This is a genomic window from Dysgonomonas sp. UBA7710 (assembly GCF_002482385.1).
Classification (GTDB): Bacteria; Bacteroidota; Bacteroidia; order Bacteroidales; family Dysgonomonadaceae; genus Dysgonomonas.
On the sequence record NZ_DLFW01000047.1, the window covers coordinates 400,809 to 420,904 of the forward strand.

Here is a 20,096-nt window from a genome sequence, read left to right on the forward strand (position 1 = left end):
CATATTTTTTAATTATTGATAAGGATTCTTCTTCAATTTCGGATTTTTATTTATCCAACCTTGATCTATGTCCGCATAGTAGTTCCGATCTTCAAAGTGCATATTGTTCGGGTATAGAAAACTCATATTGACTTCTTCGAAGAACCACTTTCCATCGTTAGGATCGCCGGGAGCTACTACCAGGTAAGGGTATAGGCCTCTGCGTTTAGCTGTTTCTGCCTGCCTGTTCCATAATTTATCTGCCAGACGCCAGCGTTTCATGTCCCAATAGCGTTGGTCTTCGAATGCAAATTCTACACGCCTTTCGTGAACGATGTTGTCGAATGTTACAGTAGTTAATGGTTTCACACCTGCGCGTTCGCGCACTTCATTGATGTATGGCAGGGCATCATCTGCCTTATTGGTCTCTACCAGCGCTTCGGCTGCGATCAGATAAGCTTCAGCCATACGGAAGTATGTACTCCATGTGTCGGAGCCGGTGAAAGTTGAAGCTGATGGATTTTCATCAAGAAACTTAAGGATGGTAAACCCAGTCTTATTTACATTTATATCGTTAGACATGATAGGCCCGTTGACAGAAGTAACCAGTTTGCCGTTGGCATCTTTATCTCCCATATTATCAAAAGCCGCCGCAATCTTTCTCCAACTGCCATTTTCTCCTTTTACCAATTGTCCGGCCTGTAAAACAATCTCTGCTCCACCGAAGAAAGAACCCGGATACAAAACAGTGCCTCCCAATCGTGGGTCCCTGGCTTCGAAAAGTTCGGTAGGCGTATTATAAAATACGGGGTTTTCAATAGTTCCGATATTGAACTTCGCTCCCTGTCCGGGAGTTGACGTATTAACAGGTTCAAATTCTTCCACCAGATTTAGTAATACCGACAAATAGCATGATGTAGCTTCACCGGCAATAGACCGTGGAATACAGTCCTTAGTATAATAATGTTTACTGTTAGGTACCAGATAGTCACGTGACCATATTACCTCGGTATTGTTTGACTTCACACTGACTGCGTCGAAGAAATTCCGTGCTTTGTTGTCGTTCTTTCTTGCCTGCAATACATACGGACTGTTTTTCACCACATCGTCGGCGGCAGCAAATGCTGTCTGGTAATATGCAGAAGCTTTACCTGCATCGATACCTACGATCCCACCTTCCACTGTCAGATTGGGATGAGTTACATTATATTTAGCCAAAGAACCTGCATATAAAGCGGCACGGGCTTCAAGCATTTTAGCTGTCCATTTATTGGCACGGGCCGAGTTCACATTGGTGGTTACAGGCAATGCACCGGCTATTTCGTTACATTCCTGAATGATGTAATCATATATCCCGGCTTCCGAAGAGCGAGGCAACTGCATCGTTGTAATATCCATGCCGGGAGTATAATCGAACACTTGATCTCCGACAATAGGCATTCCTCCCAAACTGCGGGCTGTACAGAAATAACACCATGCGCGGAGGAAACGGGCTTCGGCGATCAATGGTTTCTTTTCATCTTCGCTTAAGACCGCGGTTGCTTTAATACCTTCCAGAAACTGGTTGATATTTCGGATCAGTGTATAATCATATACTCTCCACCAATTGCGGTCGAAAGAGTTAATCTCATCCCTGTTATGGCGAACGGCCTCATCCAGAAACGAAAAATCATTTACTGCTCCGCCGGTATTCTGTCCCCAGGTAACGCGTCCATAGAAATTGGCCAATGTTGTTTTTATAAGCTTAGGATCGCTGAAAACCTGATCGTTACTTAATATTTTGTCCGGCTCCTCATCCAGAAATCCGGAGCAGCCTGTCAATGAAACAAACAGTAGTGTTGCTATTAGTATTATATATTTTTTCATGATTTCTTAAAACTTAAGATTTACACCTATATTAATTACGCGCATGGTAGGGTATCCCAAACCGTTATCATCCTGCTGTTCGGGATCAATCCCTTGTACATTGCTCAGGGCAAATAAATTGCTTCCTGCCACATATAAACGTAAACTGCTGATGTTTACTTTCGATACAAGATTTTTAGGGAATGTATATCCGAATTCTAAATTTCTTAATTTCAAATACCTCACGTTTGTCTTCCAGAATGTACTTCCCCAATAAGTATTATCTCCGTTACGGTCTTTGAGTGCCATCGGATATTTTCCGGGAATAAGTGGACTTTTCGCATCCCATATGTCAGACAAGCTCCAGCTATCTTCTAATAAGAACTGAGGGCTGTTTCCGTTGTTCTGGAAGGCACGTGCCTGCTCCCATTGTTGAAAATAAGTAGAGAATAACGATCCGGAAAAGTCGACAGCAAAATCAAAGCCTTTCCATGCCGCACCCAGATTGATACCATAGTTGAATACAGGAGTTGCATCCTGGCGATAGCCTATCGGACGTTCATCCATACCGTTGATTACTCCGTCGCCATTAATATCCTTATATTTTATATCGCCTGGCATTACGGTTCTGTTTCCCTGGCGGTCATTATCGATAGGATAATTCGCTATTTCTTCCCAACTCTGGAACTGTCCGATAGCTTCTAATCCCCAGTTCAGATATCCATAACGTTTTACGATACTGTTCCGGTATTTATCCCATGAATTTCCTCTGCGGTCGTCGTAGCGTTCCCAGTCATAGAAGCGCGCGTATGTAGCATTAACTCCGACATTATATGCAAAGTCGTTCACATTGTCGCGCCAGCTTATCATACCGTCCATACCTTTGTGGGCATTAGAGTTCAGATTTTCGTACGGTACATCAAATCCTGCTTCGGAAGGAATCACAACATCCCATCTACGTTCCGGAATCCCTGTTTGTATACGGCTGAAATAGCTAACCTCTGCTCTCAAACGATTGTTAAGGAATCCGGCATCGAAACCGACATCCAGAATCTTGGCTTCCAGCCACGATAAGGTTTTTACAGGCAGTCCGCGGGCTTCCGAACCTTTTATATACTGACCGTCGAGAACAGCACCCCCTTTGTCAAAATTATAACCTGCCATATAGTCGAAAGCACTGTAATTAGGAGTATCATCATTACCAACCAAACCATACGAACCGCGAATTTTCAGATAATCGAAAAATCCGGAGATTTTACTTTCTTTCCAAAAGTCTTCTTCCGATATTCTCCAACCTACAGAGGCTGAAGGGAAGAATCCCCAACGGTCATTAGGCGGGAACTTCCATGAACCGTCGTAACGGCCGGAGAGTTCTACCAGATACTTTTCCGCGAAGTTGTAGTTAACCCTGCCTACCCATCCCATACGGGCCTGAGGTTGATCCAGCGATTCAGTAAACTCTTTGATCTCATTCAGGTAAATATTTTCCATATTATTGGCAATAGGAGTAGACACCACCCTTGTGTGAGGATTCTTACGCTTGATAGTTTCCAATCCGGCAACGGCATCCAACGAATGCCGTCCAATTTTTTTCTCGTATGCCAACTGAATATTAGACGTCATTTCCGTTACTTCTTCGTGTACACGTTCACGGTATGGCGTATTCATGGTATAGTCTACCAGATACTCGTCATTTTGCTTGTCGTACCTGTAAAGGTCGTATGTATATTCGTGGTTATTAAACAATTTGTTCGCGTAATAGTAACTTACCAAAGCCTTAGCTTTCAACCCCTTGATGATTTCGTATTCGGCATTGGCATTAACTTGCATAACACGCCAGTCTTCAGTCATTTTACCCGATTTGTCATAGCTCAGAATAGCGAAATTCACTTGCTTGTCATCTGATGTTACCTGCGGATAATTAGGGTTGCCGTTGGCATAAGGGCCTACCGTCGGTATGTTTCTCAGTACTGCAAAACGCGGTAACCAATAGTCGTCTCCTCCCGGTACTCCCGGATTGACACGCGACTCGAGACGCCCGTTAAAACCTGCACCTATTTTGAGCTTTTCTGTCACCTGAACATCCAGATTCATCTGGGCATTAGTACGTTTAAATCCGCCATAGTTGCGAACAGTCGCATCCTGACTCAAGTGGCCTACAGATACATAATAATTTGATTTTTCCGATCCTCCGCTTACATTCATATCTACATAAGATTGCGGTGCAGAGCCCCAGATATAATCCTGCCAGTTGAAGCTCTGGTATCCGGGTTCCGTGCCTGCCATCCATTTGTCATACTCTTCACGGGTATATCTGCGTTGGTCTTCTCTCATGCGGCCCTGCGAAATGAGCATAGTTTCGGATTGTACATATTTGGTTACATATGTTTTTGCATCAGCAGGTTCTGCGAACTTAAAGTTGCTTTGCCAGCCGTAATATCCGTTAACAGATACGGTATTCTTCGTATTTCTTCTGCCTCTTTTTGTTGTAACCACCACAACCCCGTTAGCTGCCCGCACCCCGTAGATAGAGGCCGAAGCGTCTTTCAATACCGAAATGCTTTCGATATCATTGAAGTTAATGTTGTTAAACTGTCCACCGTCGGACTGAATACCATCGATTACATAGAGTGGATTACCCATGTTACGGATGCTGATTTGAGTGCTTCCTCCGGGACGCCCGTCTGTCTGGCGGGTATTTAATCCCGGAATTTTTCCGACTAAGGCTCCCGAAACTGTACTGGCAGACGACCTTTCGATGTCTTTGGAACCAATAGTCGAAATAGCTCCGGTAAGAGTAGCTTTCTTCTGGGACAAACCAAAACCGGTTATTACGATCTCGTCCAGAGATTGCGCGTTCTCCTTCATCTCCACTTTTATATTGTTTGTATTGGCTACACTTACAGATTGTGTTACAAACCCAAGATAAGATATCTCCAGAATCGCATTTGCATTTACCTCTAATGTGAAATCACCGTTTACTCCGGTTATTGTTCCGTTTTGTGTGCCTTTTTCTTTGATCGTTGCGCCGATAATCGGTTCTCCTGTAGCATCAACGACAACCCCCGTTACACTTTTCTTTTCCTGTTGGAAAACGTTAGTTTGCAATAGGGCTTCTGAACTTTTTGCATAGGTATTATTAGTACCCATAGCAGAAGAGAGCACGGCAAATGATACCAGGCAAAGCCCGATTTTCCACTTTCTGCTCTTCCAATTTAATGCATCCTTTTTTTTATTCATAATTAATTAAATTAAAAAATTAATATACTTGGCCATTTTATATCTATTTCCATATACGAATGGTTTTCTCATACACTATCTTTTTGTTTTTTATTATTACACTTTCAGATTATTCAGTCAACAAGTATGCAGGATACGCCCGTCGCATTCACAGGGCTATTAGTAACGAAAGAATAAATATTACTTTCATCGTAAACTCACAATGCTTCCAGTCTGTATCTACGGCCGAAGCCTATTTTTGACTCTATCTATATTTAGGAGGAGGACTTGTCAATACGTTCTTTTTCATGTTTATCTATTTTTAGGAAGTATAAATCGCGTTATCGGGAGTAGAGAACCGGAGAATGCAGATACCGGCGGTATCCTGTTACTTTTTATTTTCCGGATTAGCAAGGTTTTGATTCAGCCCTGATTATGTACCTATTTTATTGGTGCCTTTAGCTATTAGCATGAGCGTGGAAGTAAAACAAAGTATTGGACAAAAGGCCATAACCTTTTTTGTAAGAAGCTTTACAATGTTTTTCATAAATTAAGATGTTAATAATTATTTACTTAAAAGGCTAAGAATAGAAAATGGCTCAGGCATCAACATGATTTGGTTATATTTCAGGATTAAATTCTTTCAGGAACAGGTTTTCTGTTATTAATTGTTTTTAACGCAAAAAGCCCTATTCCGGGAACTGGATGTTCTCCGGAATAGGGCTTCTATATTTAAAAGTAACAGAAGAATATTATCTAAAATATTCGCTCTGTTGTTTTTTATTCTTTTTTTATCTAAATTACATTCTCTCTCTCTCTCTCTCTCTAATAAAATATGGCTAAGTACCAAATTTTCAAAAGAAAAAATGGATCTGTTTATCGATGTATTTTGTGAGATTTTACACATTATATATTAATAAGATTTAAGGTGTATTTCGCGTTTAGATTAATTATAATTCTATTTGATATTTTTTGTTCAAATATTGAAAGATCAGGGTTAATTAACGGGTTAAATCTGGATTAAAATCATGAAATAAACATTAACCCTATTAATTTAAAGTTCAACAATCAATATCAATTGTAACTGAAAGTTTACTATTAAATAAAAACGTTCGATTGTTTTCTGTTACACGCGATCAAAGATTACTTGTGTTCCTTTTTCCCAATGCCACCAAAGGAACCAAAAACGTTTTATAAGATACCTTTCTATTTTCTAATATATTTTATTTTATTAGTTGTTTTCATAAGAAAATTTAGATAAAAAATTAAATAAATATTATTTTTATACATCTTTTAGCCAGCATATAGTGTATGAAACATTTTATTAGTTTACTTCTATTTCTTTGTCTTTCCATATTATCTGTATCTGGAGCAAAAAGCCAATTGGACTCTCTTCTCTATGAATTGGACCTGACCATAAAAAACAGGTCTCAATATAATATGATAAAAGAATTGAGAATAGATAGTCTTAAAGCAAAGCTTACTCAGGCTTCGAATGCTGAAGAGTCTCATAAAATTTATCATCGTCTTTACAGAGAGTACAGGAACTACAATATGGATTCGGCTCTTTTTATGGCAACTAAAAAGTATGACATAGCCCTCAACATCGGAAATATACAATATCAATATACGGCAAGTATGAATATCGCGGAGATTCTCGGTATAATGGGTATGTATAAAGAGGCTTTCAATATTGCAGATAAAATAAATAGAAATGGTCTGGATGAAGATCAGATGCCTTATTACTATCATTTTTACCATTCTACCTATTCTTTATTATTCGAAAATTCATTAGCACAAAATGAAAAAAGTCATTATGGACATTTAGTTAGCCAATACAAAGATTCCCTTCTACAGGTAAACGATCCTAAATCACTAGGATACCTTCTTGTAGAAAACGGCAAACTGGTTGAATTAGGACGATACGATGAGGCCTTATCGCTAATGACAAAATGTTATAAAGAAAACAAAAACAATGAATCAATAGTTGGATCATTGGCATATGGACTCTCCGATATCTATGAAAAGTTAGGAAATACCGAACAGCAAAAAAAATATCTGATAATTTCAGCGACTTCAGATCTTAGGAGAGCGGTTAAAAGCTATATTTCCTTACGAAAACTTGCCGTAATCTTATATAAGGAAGGAGACCTGGACAGGGCATATTCATATATTAAATGTTCGATGGAAGATGCTACTTTCAGCAAAGCCCGTTTCAGAACATTAGAAATATCCGAAACATTACCGATCATAGTAGCCGCATATGACAAGAAAGCAACACAGGAAAAAAGCAATTTAAAGAAGTATCTCGTCCTTATCTCCATATTATCGGCTATACTTATCATTTCCCTGGTATACATATATAAACAGCTTACAAGACTATCTCAAGCCCGAAAGCGTATAAAAGATATGTATGAAGAGGTAAAGCAAATGAATACAGAGCTTAACGGCCTCAACAAGAAGCTTTCTGAATCTAACCTGGTCAAAGAAGAATATATTGGCTATGTCTTCAACTTGTGCTCCAGTTACATTGATAAAATGGAAACTTATCGTATCAATGTAAACAGAAAATTAAAAACAGGAAAAATAGATGACGCATTAAAGACAACCAGTTCAACATCATTAGTATCAGATGAATTAAAAGAGTTTTTCAGAAATTTCGATATAATCTTCTTAAACCTCTATCCGAATTTCGTTGATGAATTCAATGCCTTATTGAAGGAGGACGAGCACATTACCCCTAAAAGCGATGATATACTGACTCCCGAACTCAGGGTATTTGCACTCATTCGGCTAGGTATTAACGATAGTAGTAAAATTGCAAGCTTTCTTCATTATTCCCCTCAAACTGTATATAACTACAAATTGAAAATACATAATAAACTCGCTGTATCAAAAGATGATTTTGCTAATTCAATCCAACAAATAGGCTAATAAAATCTCCTTTAAGCTACACTCTTATCTACTTTTTTTCTTTCACAAAACAACCATAAAGGACTGAATTAAAGCAAACTAAAATTTACACAAATCTACTCTACATATCTCCCTACATATAAAATATGGATTGATGGATAATAGCTTTGTTTTTGTAAACTCAGCTAAAAAATACTATTAATGCAGATACTTTAGCTGAGATGTTTAACTAAATCTATTATTAAAAAACCATGAAATGCAAATCTAAAAGAAGACCGATGAAAGAGATATTCATCCTCCTCCTGAGTATCCTGATTCATTCCAGTACTTATGCACAGACAACAAATAATATCTTTATAGAAGGTAAGGTGGTTGATGACCAGAGAGAAGCTGTTATCGGTGCAAGCATATTGGTAAAAGGCACCACAAACGGAACAGTTACGGATGTTGACGGTTATTTTAAACTTAATGTTCCATCGAATGCAATCTTAGCAGTCAGCTTCATCGGCTACGAAGCCCAGGAAATCCCGGTCAATGGCAAGAATAAATTTTCAATAGTCCTTCTTGAGAATCAGGAAATGCTTAATGAAGTGGTCGTTATCGGCTACGGACAAGTAAAGAAAGGGGACGTTACAGGTTCACTTACGACATTCAAACCGGACGAACTTAGTAAAGGAAAGGTATTAACGGCCAAAGATGCATTAGTAGGTAAAATTGCAGGAGTTAGCGTAACACCGGGTTCCGGTGCACCGGGAGACGAAGGTACTATACGCATACGGATGGGAGCTTCATTATCTGCATCGAACGATCCGTTACTGGTTATAGACGGAGTGCCGGTCCGGAGTACATCTATCAGCTCTATCAATCCGGCCGACATAGAGTCGTTCACAGTACTCAAAGATGCATCCGCAACCGCCATATATGGTTCCCGGGCATCAAATGGAGTGATTATCATTACCACAAAGAAAGGTAGTCAAACAAAAGGAAAAGTCAATCTGAATTATAGTGGAAGTTTCACTATCAGCCAGGTCGTAAAGTATTTGGATGTATTAGATGCCGATACTTACAGAAAAACATTTAAGGAACATGCCAATAATGTACCTGATGGCTATATGCTTGGCGATGTCAGTACAAATTGGCAGAAGGAAGTATCCAGAACTGCCTTTGGTACAGACCATAATTTATCGGCTACAGGAGCTGTCGCTGATATCCCCTATCGCATATCGTTCGGTTATTATAATCAAAATGGAATTGTCAAAGAAAATAATTATGAACGCCTCAGTCTTGGAGTAGGATTTGCCCCGCAATTTTTCAACAAACACTTATCCCTTGATATTAACATTAAAGGTAGTATAGAAAATGAAAATCCTGTATCCAGCGGGACAGTAGGAAGTGCTTCCACATTCGATCCTACACGTCCTGTACATGTAAATTACCCGAACAATGTCGGACTGGGATACTTCATGTGGATGGATGATAATGGCAATCCGATTACAAAAGCAGGTAGCAACCCTGTTGCGGATTTGATGCTAACAGATAAATTCCAGAAGAACAAGCGTTCGACAGGAAATCTGGCAGCAAACTATAAAATACATGGATTTGAAGATCTTACTCTACATGCAAACTTGGGTTATGATGTCCGGGTAGATGATTATGACGAGTCCATTCCCAACAATGCGCCATCTATGTATGTTTCGCATATGCAGGACGGGTCAGGAAAGTCATATACTTCAAAAAATGAAAACAGGAATTACCTGATAGATTTGTATGCAAATTACAAAAGGGACTTCCAGAAAAACCATAGTATCAGCGCAATGGGCGGTTATGGCTGGCAACGCTTCTGGTATAGAAATGCTGCTACAACCTATGATTCGAAAGGCGAAGTATATGGCGACCCCACTACAGGAGAAGCAGAATTATATCTATTATCTTTTTATGGACGTCTTAATTATTCCTATGCCCAAAAGATACTTTTAACAGCGACTCTACGTGCCGATGCCTCTTCCCGCTTTGCGAAAAATAACCGGTGGGGATATTTCCCTTCTGCAGCACTGGCATACCGCCTGTCTGAAGAATCCTTCCTTAAAGATATCAAGGCTTTGTCGGACCTTAAACTACGACTTAGTTACGGACAAACAGGACAGCAAGACATAGGTTCGTATTACCAGCATCTGGGAACCTATACCACTTCATATGATGCTTCCAGATATATGTTTGGCAACGAATGGATAACGCTTTACAGACCTAATGGTTATGATCCTCTTATCAAATGGGAAACAACCACGACCTACAATCTGGGGATAGATTATGGCTTCCTTAATAACCGCATATCTGGTAGTATCGATATTTACACCCGCCGTACAAAGAATCTGTTGAATTTCATCGATGTTCCGGCCGGTAGTAACTATACAAACAAAATAGATACCAATATCGGGAACATGAAAAATAAAGGAATAGAGTTTGCTGTATCGGCAATACCTGTCAAAACCCGCGATTGGGAATGGTCGATAGGAGGAAACTTTACATGGAATGCATCGGAAATCACCAAACTGAATACAATAGACAGCGAAGATAATTCAATAAATGCAGGTAGCATTGGCGACAGGGACTATGTTCAAAGACATAAAGTCGGAGAAACACCTTACACTTATTTCTTACTGAGACAGGCATATGATGATAATGGCAACCCTCTGGACGGAAAATATGTGGCTCTGAACGGGGATATTGTAACAAGCGAATCAGACGTAAATAAATACATGACAGGAAAGAGTTCACATATGCCATATTTCTACGGCCTTTCGACCCGTATATCATACAAGAACTGGGATTTGGGAGCAAATGCACATGGAGGATTCGGACACTACGTTTTCAACTATCAGGCAGCAAGAGATTCATTTGACAAACTTTATAGTGCAGATGGCAATACATCTGGTAATATTATGAGTTCGACTCTGAAAACAGGATTCACGCAGTCCCGTAAATTTTCAGATTATTTTCTGGAAAAAGGAGATTTCTTCAAGATAGACAATATCACGCTGGGATATTCTTTCTCAAAACTATGGAATGACAAAACTTCTTTGCGACTGGCATTTAATGTACAGAATGTAGCTCTCATTTCAGGCTATTCGGGCATCGATCCTGAAATATTTTCGGGCATCGACCGTAACTCATACCAGCGTCCGAGAATGTATTCTTTCAGTTTAAACCTAAACTTTTAATATAAAAACAAATTATCATATGAAAACGAGCATGAATCACGATTCACCAAAGTACAGGATAATTTTGTCATGCGAGTTTCCATACATCCATTAAAAACAAAATTATAGTATGAAATCAAATATATTAATCATATCAATTCTGATTGCCTGTTGCAGCATGCTTTCTTCCTGTCTGGGAGACCTCGACACACAGCCTCTGGATAAGAACCAATTAGTTGCAAAAGATGTGTACGAAACAGCCGCAGGATACAAAGGTGTAATAGCTAAATGTTATGCATCACTTATTCAGACCGGACAAAAAGGCGGTGACGGCGGTGACGGAGATGTAGGTGGTATCGACGAAGGGTATAGCGGATATACCCGTGCATTATTCTATCTGCAAACGACAGTATCTGATGAAATTATCTTACATGCAGGTAGCAGCCAGGGTTCACGGGATCTGCTCTATGTAAACTGGAACCCGTCTACCTCAATTATCAAATATCCTTACTATCGTTTATATATGACTATAAACTACTGTAACGAATTTATACGTGAATGTACAGAGGATAAACTGAAAGAAAGAGGTGTTTACGACGAACTGAAGGACGAATACCGGTATTATGTGGCTGAAGCCCGGTTTATCAGGGCATATTGCTATAGTATGATATGTGATCTGTACGGGTCCGGACCGTTTATTGAAGAAACAATGGTAGTGGGAACCCTGCCTCACCAAAAAACAAGAGCTGAAATTTATGATTACGCAGTAAGCGAATTAGAAACAGTATTACCACTGCTAAAGACATCGAAAACAAATCAATACGGGCGTATAGATCAGGTAGCCGCATGGTTTTTACTCGCACGTATCTATTTGAATTCAGATGTGTATGTAGGTAGAAAAGAATATGAGAAAGCATACAAATACGCTAAAATGGTAATAGACAGCAAGGCTTATCCGTTGGCATCAGACTATCGTCATATCTTTCTGGCAGATAATAATACATGCTCCGAGATCATCTGGCATCTGGTACAGGATGCTGATTATGCACAAAGCAGCGCAGGAACTAATTTTTATGTAAAAGCATTGATGAACGGAAATATAAACAGCTATCTGAAAACGGGAGTCGGAACCAGAGGATGGGGGAATGCCCGCGTTACTACCCAATTAGTAGACCTGTTCAAAAGCGGTGACCAGACATTCGACGTAAACGATATCTGGGGAAATAACAAAAAAGATAAAAGAGCTCAATTCTTTAGCGTAGGGCACACTAAAGAAACATGGGTAGATGGAAAAGATTTTCAAGGAACATTTACCAATGGATATGCATGTATCAAATGGCGTAATGTAAAAGCCGACGGTTCGGAACTAGCCGAAGGCGGCACAGTATACTCATCGATTGATTATCCTATGTTTAGAACAGCTGATGCTTATCTGATGGCCGCGGAAGCTATATTAAGAGGCGGCGGCGGAAGCAAAAGCGAAGCTCTTGACTATGTAAATGAGATCAGAGACAGGGCATACATGTCGGGAAGTTACGGAAATGATGCTTCGGGGAGAATTACAGAGGCTGAATTAAATTTGGACTTTATATTAGATGAGAGAGGGCGCGAACTGTATACTGAACTGATTCGTCGTACAGACCTGATCCGTTTCAATAAATTTACAAAAAATCATAACTGGGACTGGAAAGGTAGCGACGGTAAAGCAGGAAACTATGTCGGAAAAGATGTGGATGACAAGTATAAGTTATTTCCTATACCTCAGGAAGAATTTACCGTTAATCCTTATCTGACACAGAACCCTGATTATAAATAAAGTATATAAAGAGATAAAAAGAATGAAACGAATTTACCTACTGTTACTGTCATTTGCAGCCTTTGTCTCTGCATTTTCACAAACATCAAAAGAAGAATTGTTTGCTACTCTGGAGAAAACTGCAGGGGTATATTATGCTTATCCGGCGAAGGAAATCAGGCCTTATACAACACCGCCAAAAGGATACGAACCGTTCTATATAAGCCACTTTGGCCGTCATGGGTCCCGGTACCTGATAAGTGACAGTGACTATAAGGATATCCTCGATCGTTTTGAAGATGCCTATAATAATAATGTATTAACTGATTTAGGTAAAGATGTTTATATCCGCTTACAACAAGTATGGGAGGAAGCTGAACTTAGAGGAGGGGATCTTTCACCTTTGGGAATACGGGAACATAAAGGCATTGCCGAACGCATGTATATAGCCAACCCTCAGGTTTTTTCCAAAGATGGAAAATATACGGCTTGTGCAACTACCGTTGTTCGTTGCGTACTCAGTATGGATGCTTTTTGCGAGCGGCTGAAAGAATTGAACCCTTCTATACAGATCGAGCGCAATTCGGGTATGAAGTGGCAAAATTATCTGAATCATCATACTAAAGAAGCAATTGAATTTCGTTCTGCAAAATATACATGGCGTGAGCAACACCGTAAATTTCAACAGGAACATGTAAAGCCAACACGTTTAATCAATTCTCTTTTTTCGGATAAAGATTACATCTACAAAAATATAAATCCGGAAGAGACAATGTGGCAACTCTTTTATATTGCAGGAGGAATGCAAAATATAGAAACCGATCTGTCTTTCTATGATATATTTGAGAAACAGGAACTTTTTGATCTCTGGCAATGCAAGAACTACAAATTATATGTCAATGACGCTAATGGAGCAATAAATGGCGGTCTGATGTTTGAAAACTGCAAACCTCTTCTGAAAGATATATTGAAAAATGCCAGTTATATTATATCAACTAATGGAAAAGGGGCAGACCTGCGCTTTGCCCACGATGGCAACATCATCCCGCTAGCGATGCTTTTACACCTTGATGGGTGTTACAACAGCGTATCCAATCCTGACGAGTATTATAAAGCATGGAGTGATTTTAAAGTAGCACCTATGGCGGGTAATATACAGATCATATTTTACCGCAAGCCTAAATCGGATGATATTCTGGTTAAATTCCTTCTTCACGAAAAGGAAATATTAGTGCCGCCGATCGAAACAGATATGGCCCCCTTTTATAATTGGACTGATGTAAAAGCCTATTATGAATCTCTTTTGAAATAATCAAAGAACATAAAGAAAAAGCTGTGAAGCTTATTGATTAACTTTAATATTGAGAAAAGAAGAATAGACCGAAGCCTAAATCTCTTTGGTCTATTCTGGTTTACCCTGAAATATTATTTTAGATTTATTTAAAAGATATGAAAAGAAAGGCCTCTAAATAAAGGGGTCTCAACATAGTACTGAGACTCCTTCGCATTAGAAAAAATTTGAGCTTTGTTAAATAACCAAGCTTATGATCTATCTTAAAGAAAAACCTGTTTTAGCCTTGATATCAGAAGAAGAAGCTCCAATAAGCGCTTCAAAATCGCCCGATTCGGCAACCCAATCGTGCTTATCTGCATCAAAGAAACTCAAAGCGGCTTTGTCTATTATAATGGTAACCGCTTTCTCCTCTCCCGGTTTAAGGCTTACTTTCTGAAATCCTTTTAATTCTTTTACAGGACGGACAACGGATGATTTCAGGTCGCTTATATAAAGCTGGACGATCTCTGAACCCTCACGATTACCTGTATTCTTAATATTCACTGTAAAAGATATTTTATCCGATACTGTCATTTCCTTTTTATCTGCTACAACTTTTCCATACGAGAAGGTTGTGTAGCTCAACCCATGACCGAATGCAAACAAAGGCTTGATTTTCTCTTTTTCCGTCCAACGATATCCAACAAAAATGCCTTCGTTGTATGTCTCTTCTCCATTGCCCGGATATTCACCTAGTTTGTGGGCTCCATTATCCTCTAATTTTACAGGGAAAGTGAATGGAAGTTTGCCTGATGGGTTTGCGTCACCAACAAGAATGGAAGCTATTGCATTTCCGGCTTCGGTGCCCAGATACCATACCTGCATAATAGCAGGAACTTCATTCACCCATGGCATTGCCACGGCATTCCCCGAGATATTGACTACCACCAGATTTTTATTTGCTTTAGCCAGTTCTGCAATTACCTTATCCTGCCCGTATGGTAAACCCAAACTTGAGCGATCGTTTCCTTCACAATCCTGGCCATCGTTTTTATTCAATCCTCCTACAAAAATCACAACATCGGCTTCCTTAGCTACCTTTACAGCCTCTACAATCAGTTCAGCTTCGGAGCGGTTGTCACTGATATCCTGTCCGGTACCCAAACCATCCTGTGCGCCCGATTTTTCACCTGCATAGCCCCTTGCATAAATCACTTCTGCCTGTGAGCCGATACGATTCTTAATACCTTCAAGCGGAGATACTTCATACTTAGCCTTCAGAGAGGAACTACCTCCACCTACTGTCATTACCTTTATTGCATTCTCCCCTATTACCGCTACTTTTTTCACCTCCGCCAGATCGATAGGAAGTACATTGTTTTTATTTTGTAACAGTACGATACCTTCTTCTGCTATCTTGCGCCCGGCAAGTGCATGTTCTTGTGTTCCGAACGAACCCCAAGGTCGCTTGGTATTCATTGTGCTACGAAAGGCAAGACGAAGTATGTTCCTTACTTTCTTATCCACTACCTCCTCTTTTACTTCTCCCGATTTGAGCAGCTTAAGGAATGATTTTGACAGGTAATAGTTGTCGTAAGCGTTACTTATACCATCGGTTAATCCGTCGGTCCATGTACCGAATTCCATATCCAGTCCATTATAAATGGACTGCATAGTATTGTTTACGCCACCCCAATCGGAAACGACAACACCATCAAAACCCCATTCTCCACGAAGTATATCGTTCAGCAAGTACTGATTGTGACAAGCCCATTCACCTTTATATTTGTTATATGCTCCCATTATCGCCCAAGCCTGGCCTTCCTGTACGGCAGCTTTAAATGCCGGAAGATAGATTTCATACAATGTACGGTCATCAACATTCACATTTACTGTATGGCGGTCAATTTCCTGATTATTCAGAGCAAAATGCTTCACACATGCAGCTACACCGTTTGCCTGTACACCATGGATATATGGAACCACCATCTTTGAAGTAAGAAAAGGGTCTTCACCCATATATTCAAAATTCCTTCCATTCAACGGCGTGCGGTAAATATTGACTCCTGGTCCCAACAAAACATTTTTATTGCGGTAGCGGGCCTCTTCACCGATTACTTTACCATACAGCAACGACATATCTGTACTCCATGTAGCAGCCAGACAGGTCAGTGCAGGAAATGCAATACATGAGTCGTTAGTCCATCCGGCCTGATTCCATTCATCCCAAAACACTTCAGCTCTGATACCGTGTGGGCCATCAGTCATCCAGTTTTCGGGAATGCCTAAACGAGACACACCGGCAGAACTAAACTTAGACTGGGCATGGCACATTGCTACTTTTTCTTCCAGTGTCATACGTGACAAAGCATCCTCGATACGCTGTTCGATGGGCTTCGTCTCATCCAGATAAACAGGTAATTGCTGAGCGGATAAGTGCATCACACCTATGCACATTACAGCCAGCATAATAATTTTGAGTTTCATATATGTTATTTTAAATTATGATGATCGAATTATATGTCTATTGTTAAAAAGTAACAGAAGTAACAGTTTTTGCAGTTATCAGTCAACAGTCATCAGTTAACGCCTCGTATCTTGTTTACTCGTCTACTCGTATCTCTTATAGCTATCAACTTATTACTTGTTAAAAGGTAACAAAGGTAACAGAAAACTAATGTGCCGATTCGTAAATTTGCCAATTTGCCAATGGCGCGAAGCGACAAAACTTGTAACTCGTAACTGTCCGCAGGGCGAAGTAACTTGTAACTATTAAAAAAGGTTACAAAGGTTACAATATTTTCACTCATTTGCTAATATGCTAATTTACAAATTTACTAATCAACTTTTCAAAGAATACTATAAGCTAATGGCTAAAAGCTATCAGCTCATTACTATAGATAAACGAAATCTACTTTACTATAGATCTTAAATAAATATTATTCCTAAAGTAAAAAAAAGAACGTGAGCCTGTTATCCTTATTTCCCAGGCTCACGCATAATAAAACCTCAGATTCCCTAATGGTATATATTATTTTTTTACAACAGTCAGCACTGCATTATCATTTCCGGCAGACAGATCAACCGTAAACACATAGGTTGCATCTTTTTCCAATGATTTTCCTTCTACTATTCCCAGATTACCGGAATCGCGTCCATTCGTGCCATTACCGATAAATACGATATCACTTGTTGTAGTTATATCATCACCGCCAAACTCGCCTCCCCAGTCTCTCTGATGGAAGAATTTGAAGTTGATACTTTCTGCTGTTATGGATTTTCCGGCAACAACAGTTATCTGATATTTCTTACCTCCGACAGGAGCTAAGCAAAGGCCACTCGCTGTATTCCAGCCAACAAGATTTGTTGCAACAGAAGGCTTTCCGATATTATCTCCTATAATCCAGATTGCACCTGTTCCATCGCTTTGTAAAGTAGCCAGACTGCTGCCAATCATTGCCTCAACTCTCAGATATTGTAAGTCAAAATTCGCTGTAATACGGTATTTGCCATCGATAGGAGCAAATGTAAGGTTTCCGTCGGCATCTTTAGTAAAGAAATCCTGGTCAATCCACCAGTCGCTAAAATTATCAATACCGTCCACAGTGATTTCCTGACCTTTTGTAAGATTCATTTCCACTTTATAATTACTGTCGTCAATCCGTTCCATTACAGTACCATTTACAGTATAAGCTACAATAAACGGAGATGCTTCATAATTGTATGTATTGAATTCGATAGCATACTCTCCCGGAAAGTTAGAGAACGGAATGGTAGAAACCGAACCTTGAGTTATTGCATTGTCTTCCCAACCGAAAGAGATTTCATTCCCATAGTTCCCCACAGCCGGAGCCTTAATATAGCCCGGAACTTTCATCGGGAAAGTTTCCTTTGCTTCATACTGATACAAGCCTGTACGCTCCATACGATACTCTGTTTCGCCCGATACTAAAGTAAGGTATGGGAAATCGGGACGGGTCAGAGATAATTCATATGATTTCTCGGAAATAGTAAGGCTGGTATTTTGCAGTACAAATTTTAATATAGCTGTTCCATCCGGTATATTCGCATAATACGGAATATAGATTTTCCCCGAATATTCTCCATTTGTCTTCGTCCGGATTACTTCTTCCGAAACAAGTTCATCACTAAAATAAAGGCGGACTTTCAGTGTAGAAAGTGGTACATCGTCCGATACAGCCATAGAAAATGGAAGACTATCTCCAAACATGGCGCTGCCAAATTCGGTTTTAGGCTCTATAACCGGATTTCCCGGTCCCTGCTCATCATCGTCCGAACATGAATTCAGGAATACAAAACCTGATAAGATTATTAATAGATAGATATATTTTTTCATGATTTATTCGATTTATTATTTTTTCCAACGATATGAAACAACCGATTTGGCAGGAACTTCATAACTGAAATAATTTGTTCCATCACTCACTGTAATCTTCTTTGCTTCCGATAGTTCGTTAAGCAATACAAAGGCATATGTACCATCTGTATTTTCGAAAGCCGAATACATAATGCTCGAAGCCGAGTAACCTGTAGTGCCTATTCTTACTGCACCCGGTTTCACTACGGACGAAAGGTGCCCGATGATATAATAATGTGAATTTTTAGTTATTGTCTTGTAGTTGGAACGGTCAATATCTACTGCTCCGTAGCAAGTCTGGCAACCTCCGTCGCGGTTAGGACCTTTGTCTGTATCCAACATCAGATTCCATACTATAACTGCTTTACACCAGTTGTTGATAGTACCCAGAGCCACTTCGCGCATATCTTCCATTAGTCTGAGGGACAAATTACGTCCATCGTTCCATGTCCCGATAGATGTTTCTGTAAAAATCAGCTCTTTGTTCGGATATTTATCATGTACATCGAGAAGTTCCGACCTGTCTCCGCCATAGTTGTGATATGCAGCACCGGCAACATAATCGGAAGCCATGGCATCATCATATATTTTTACAGGATAGTCATTTTGGTCGCTCATGTTATCATAGTTGTAGTTGTGGTCGAACAGATAGATTTTTGTATTCAACCCGGCAGATTTCAATTGTGGGCCTAATGCCGTCTTCACAAAATCGCGCTGCTCTTCCCAACCCATGAATAAAGAAGCTGAATTCCCCCTGTTCAACGGCTCGTTCTGAGGAGTAACAGCATCCACTTTTATCCCGTTAGAAGCCATAGCCTGAATCCATTTCACAAAATATGTTCCGTAATCCTGATAATAAGCCGGATTCAGTTGTCCGCTTGTCCATGAGTTATATGGTTGCAGGCTGCTGAGGTTATTTACTTTCATCCAGCGCGGACAAGTCCATGGAGAACCTAGTATCTTGATATTCGGATTGATTGCCAGTATTTCTTTCAAAACAGGAATCACATAATTCAGTTCTTCAGACTGTAAGGCAAAGTTTTCAATACCCGGAGTATCACAACAAGTGTATTCGCTCAGTGAAAAATCCGAACAACCTATTGCTATACGAACATAGCTTTGTCCCATACCTTCCGTTTCGGAAAAGGTTTCTTTCAAAAACTTTGTCCTATCGTCCTGCGTCATCTTTAGCAGGTTGAAACTTGAAGAACCTGTGATGGCAGCACCAAAGCCATCCATAGTCTGGTAGCGCTTGGTAGGGTCCAGGGTTATTGAAGTAGGCGACATATTGCTGCCACTACCGAAATCAACGACTTTCCGGGCAAAATCGAGAGAACGGGAATTTGTTGTCACATATATTGTCACATCTCCATTTGCCGGCTCTTCGGGAGTGGTTATCTCCGGTCCGTCCGAATTACTGCCGCAAGCGGTTAATATCGAGCTTAAAAGGCAAATTGCCAGTATCAAATTTTTAAAGCTATATTTCATGTCTTTTAT

At 39.8% G+C, this 20,096-nt stretch carries 9 protein-coding genes; 4 read left to right on the plus strand and 5 right to left on the minus strand.

The window, feature by feature from the left end; all coding sequences use genetic code 11:
• Positions 1-12: 12 nt before the first annotated feature.
• Both B3317_RS16950 and B3317_RS16955 read right to left on the minus strand, forming a co-directional pair.
• On the minus strand, positions 13-1,845 hold the full coding sequence (locus B3317_RS16950; protein ID WP_291113899.1) for a RagB/SusD family nutrient uptake outer membrane protein: 1,833 nt from the start codon (positions 1,843-1,845) through the stop codon (positions 13-15).
• Positions 1,846-1,851: 6 nt separating this feature from the next.
• Entirely contained in the window at positions 1,852-5,064 is a 3,213-nt protein-coding gene (locus tag B3317_RS16955) for a SusC/RagA family TonB-linked outer membrane protein (RefSeq protein ID WP_291113902.1), read from the minus strand.
• A gap of 1,290 nt (positions 5,065-6,354) precedes the next feature.
• Here B3317_RS16955 and B3317_RS16960 point away from each other — a divergent pair.
• From B3317_RS16960 to B3317_RS16975, 4 genes are all read left to right on the plus strand, one after another.
• A complete protein-coding gene (locus tag B3317_RS16960; protein ID WP_291113906.1) occupies positions 6,355-7,977 on the plus strand; it encodes a DUF6377 domain-containing protein in 1,623 nt (540 codons plus the stop codon).
• Positions 7,978-8,234: 257 nt separating this feature from the next.
• Positions 8,235-11,174, plus strand: a complete 2,940-nt coding sequence (locus tag B3317_RS16965) for a SusC/RagA family TonB-linked outer membrane protein (RefSeq protein WP_291113909.1) — start codon at positions 8,235-8,237, stop codon at positions 11,172-11,174.
• A 109-nt stretch (positions 11,175-11,283) separates the two neighbouring features.
• Positions 11,284-12,969, plus strand: a complete 1,686-nt coding sequence (locus B3317_RS16970) for a RagB/SusD family nutrient uptake outer membrane protein (RefSeq protein ID WP_291113912.1) — start codon at positions 11,284-11,286, stop codon at positions 12,967-12,969.
• Positions 12,970-12,991: 22 nt separating this feature from the next.
• Complete coding sequence (locus tag B3317_RS16975) at positions 12,992-14,260, plus strand: histidine-type phosphatase (protein WP_291113915.1); 1,269 nt, start codon at positions 12,992-12,994, stop codon at positions 14,258-14,260.
• Between the two features lie 237 nt (positions 14,261-14,497).
• Here B3317_RS16975 and B3317_RS16980 read toward each other — a convergent pair whose 3' ends face one another.
• The 3 genes from B3317_RS16980 to B3317_RS16990 all read right to left on the minus strand — a co-directional run bounded on the left by B3317_RS16980 (position 14,498) and on the right by B3317_RS16990 (position 20,087).
• Entirely contained in the window at positions 14,498-16,708 is a 2,211-nt protein-coding gene (locus B3317_RS16980) for a glycoside hydrolase family 3 C-terminal domain-containing protein (protein WP_291113918.1), read from the minus strand.
• A gap of 544 nt (positions 16,709-17,252) precedes the next feature.
• Positions 17,253-18,578, minus strand: coding sequence for a DUF5125 domain-containing protein (locus B3317_RS16985; RefSeq protein ID WP_291113921.1), 1,326 nt, complete (start codon positions 18,576-18,578; stop codon positions 17,253-17,255).
• Positions 18,579-18,593: 15 nt separating this feature from the next.
• Complete coding sequence (locus B3317_RS16990; protein WP_291113924.1) at positions 18,594-20,087, minus strand: glycoside hydrolase family 30 protein; 1,494 nt, start codon at positions 20,085-20,087, stop codon at positions 18,594-18,596.
• Between the last annotated feature and the right edge of the window lie 9 nt (positions 20,088-20,096).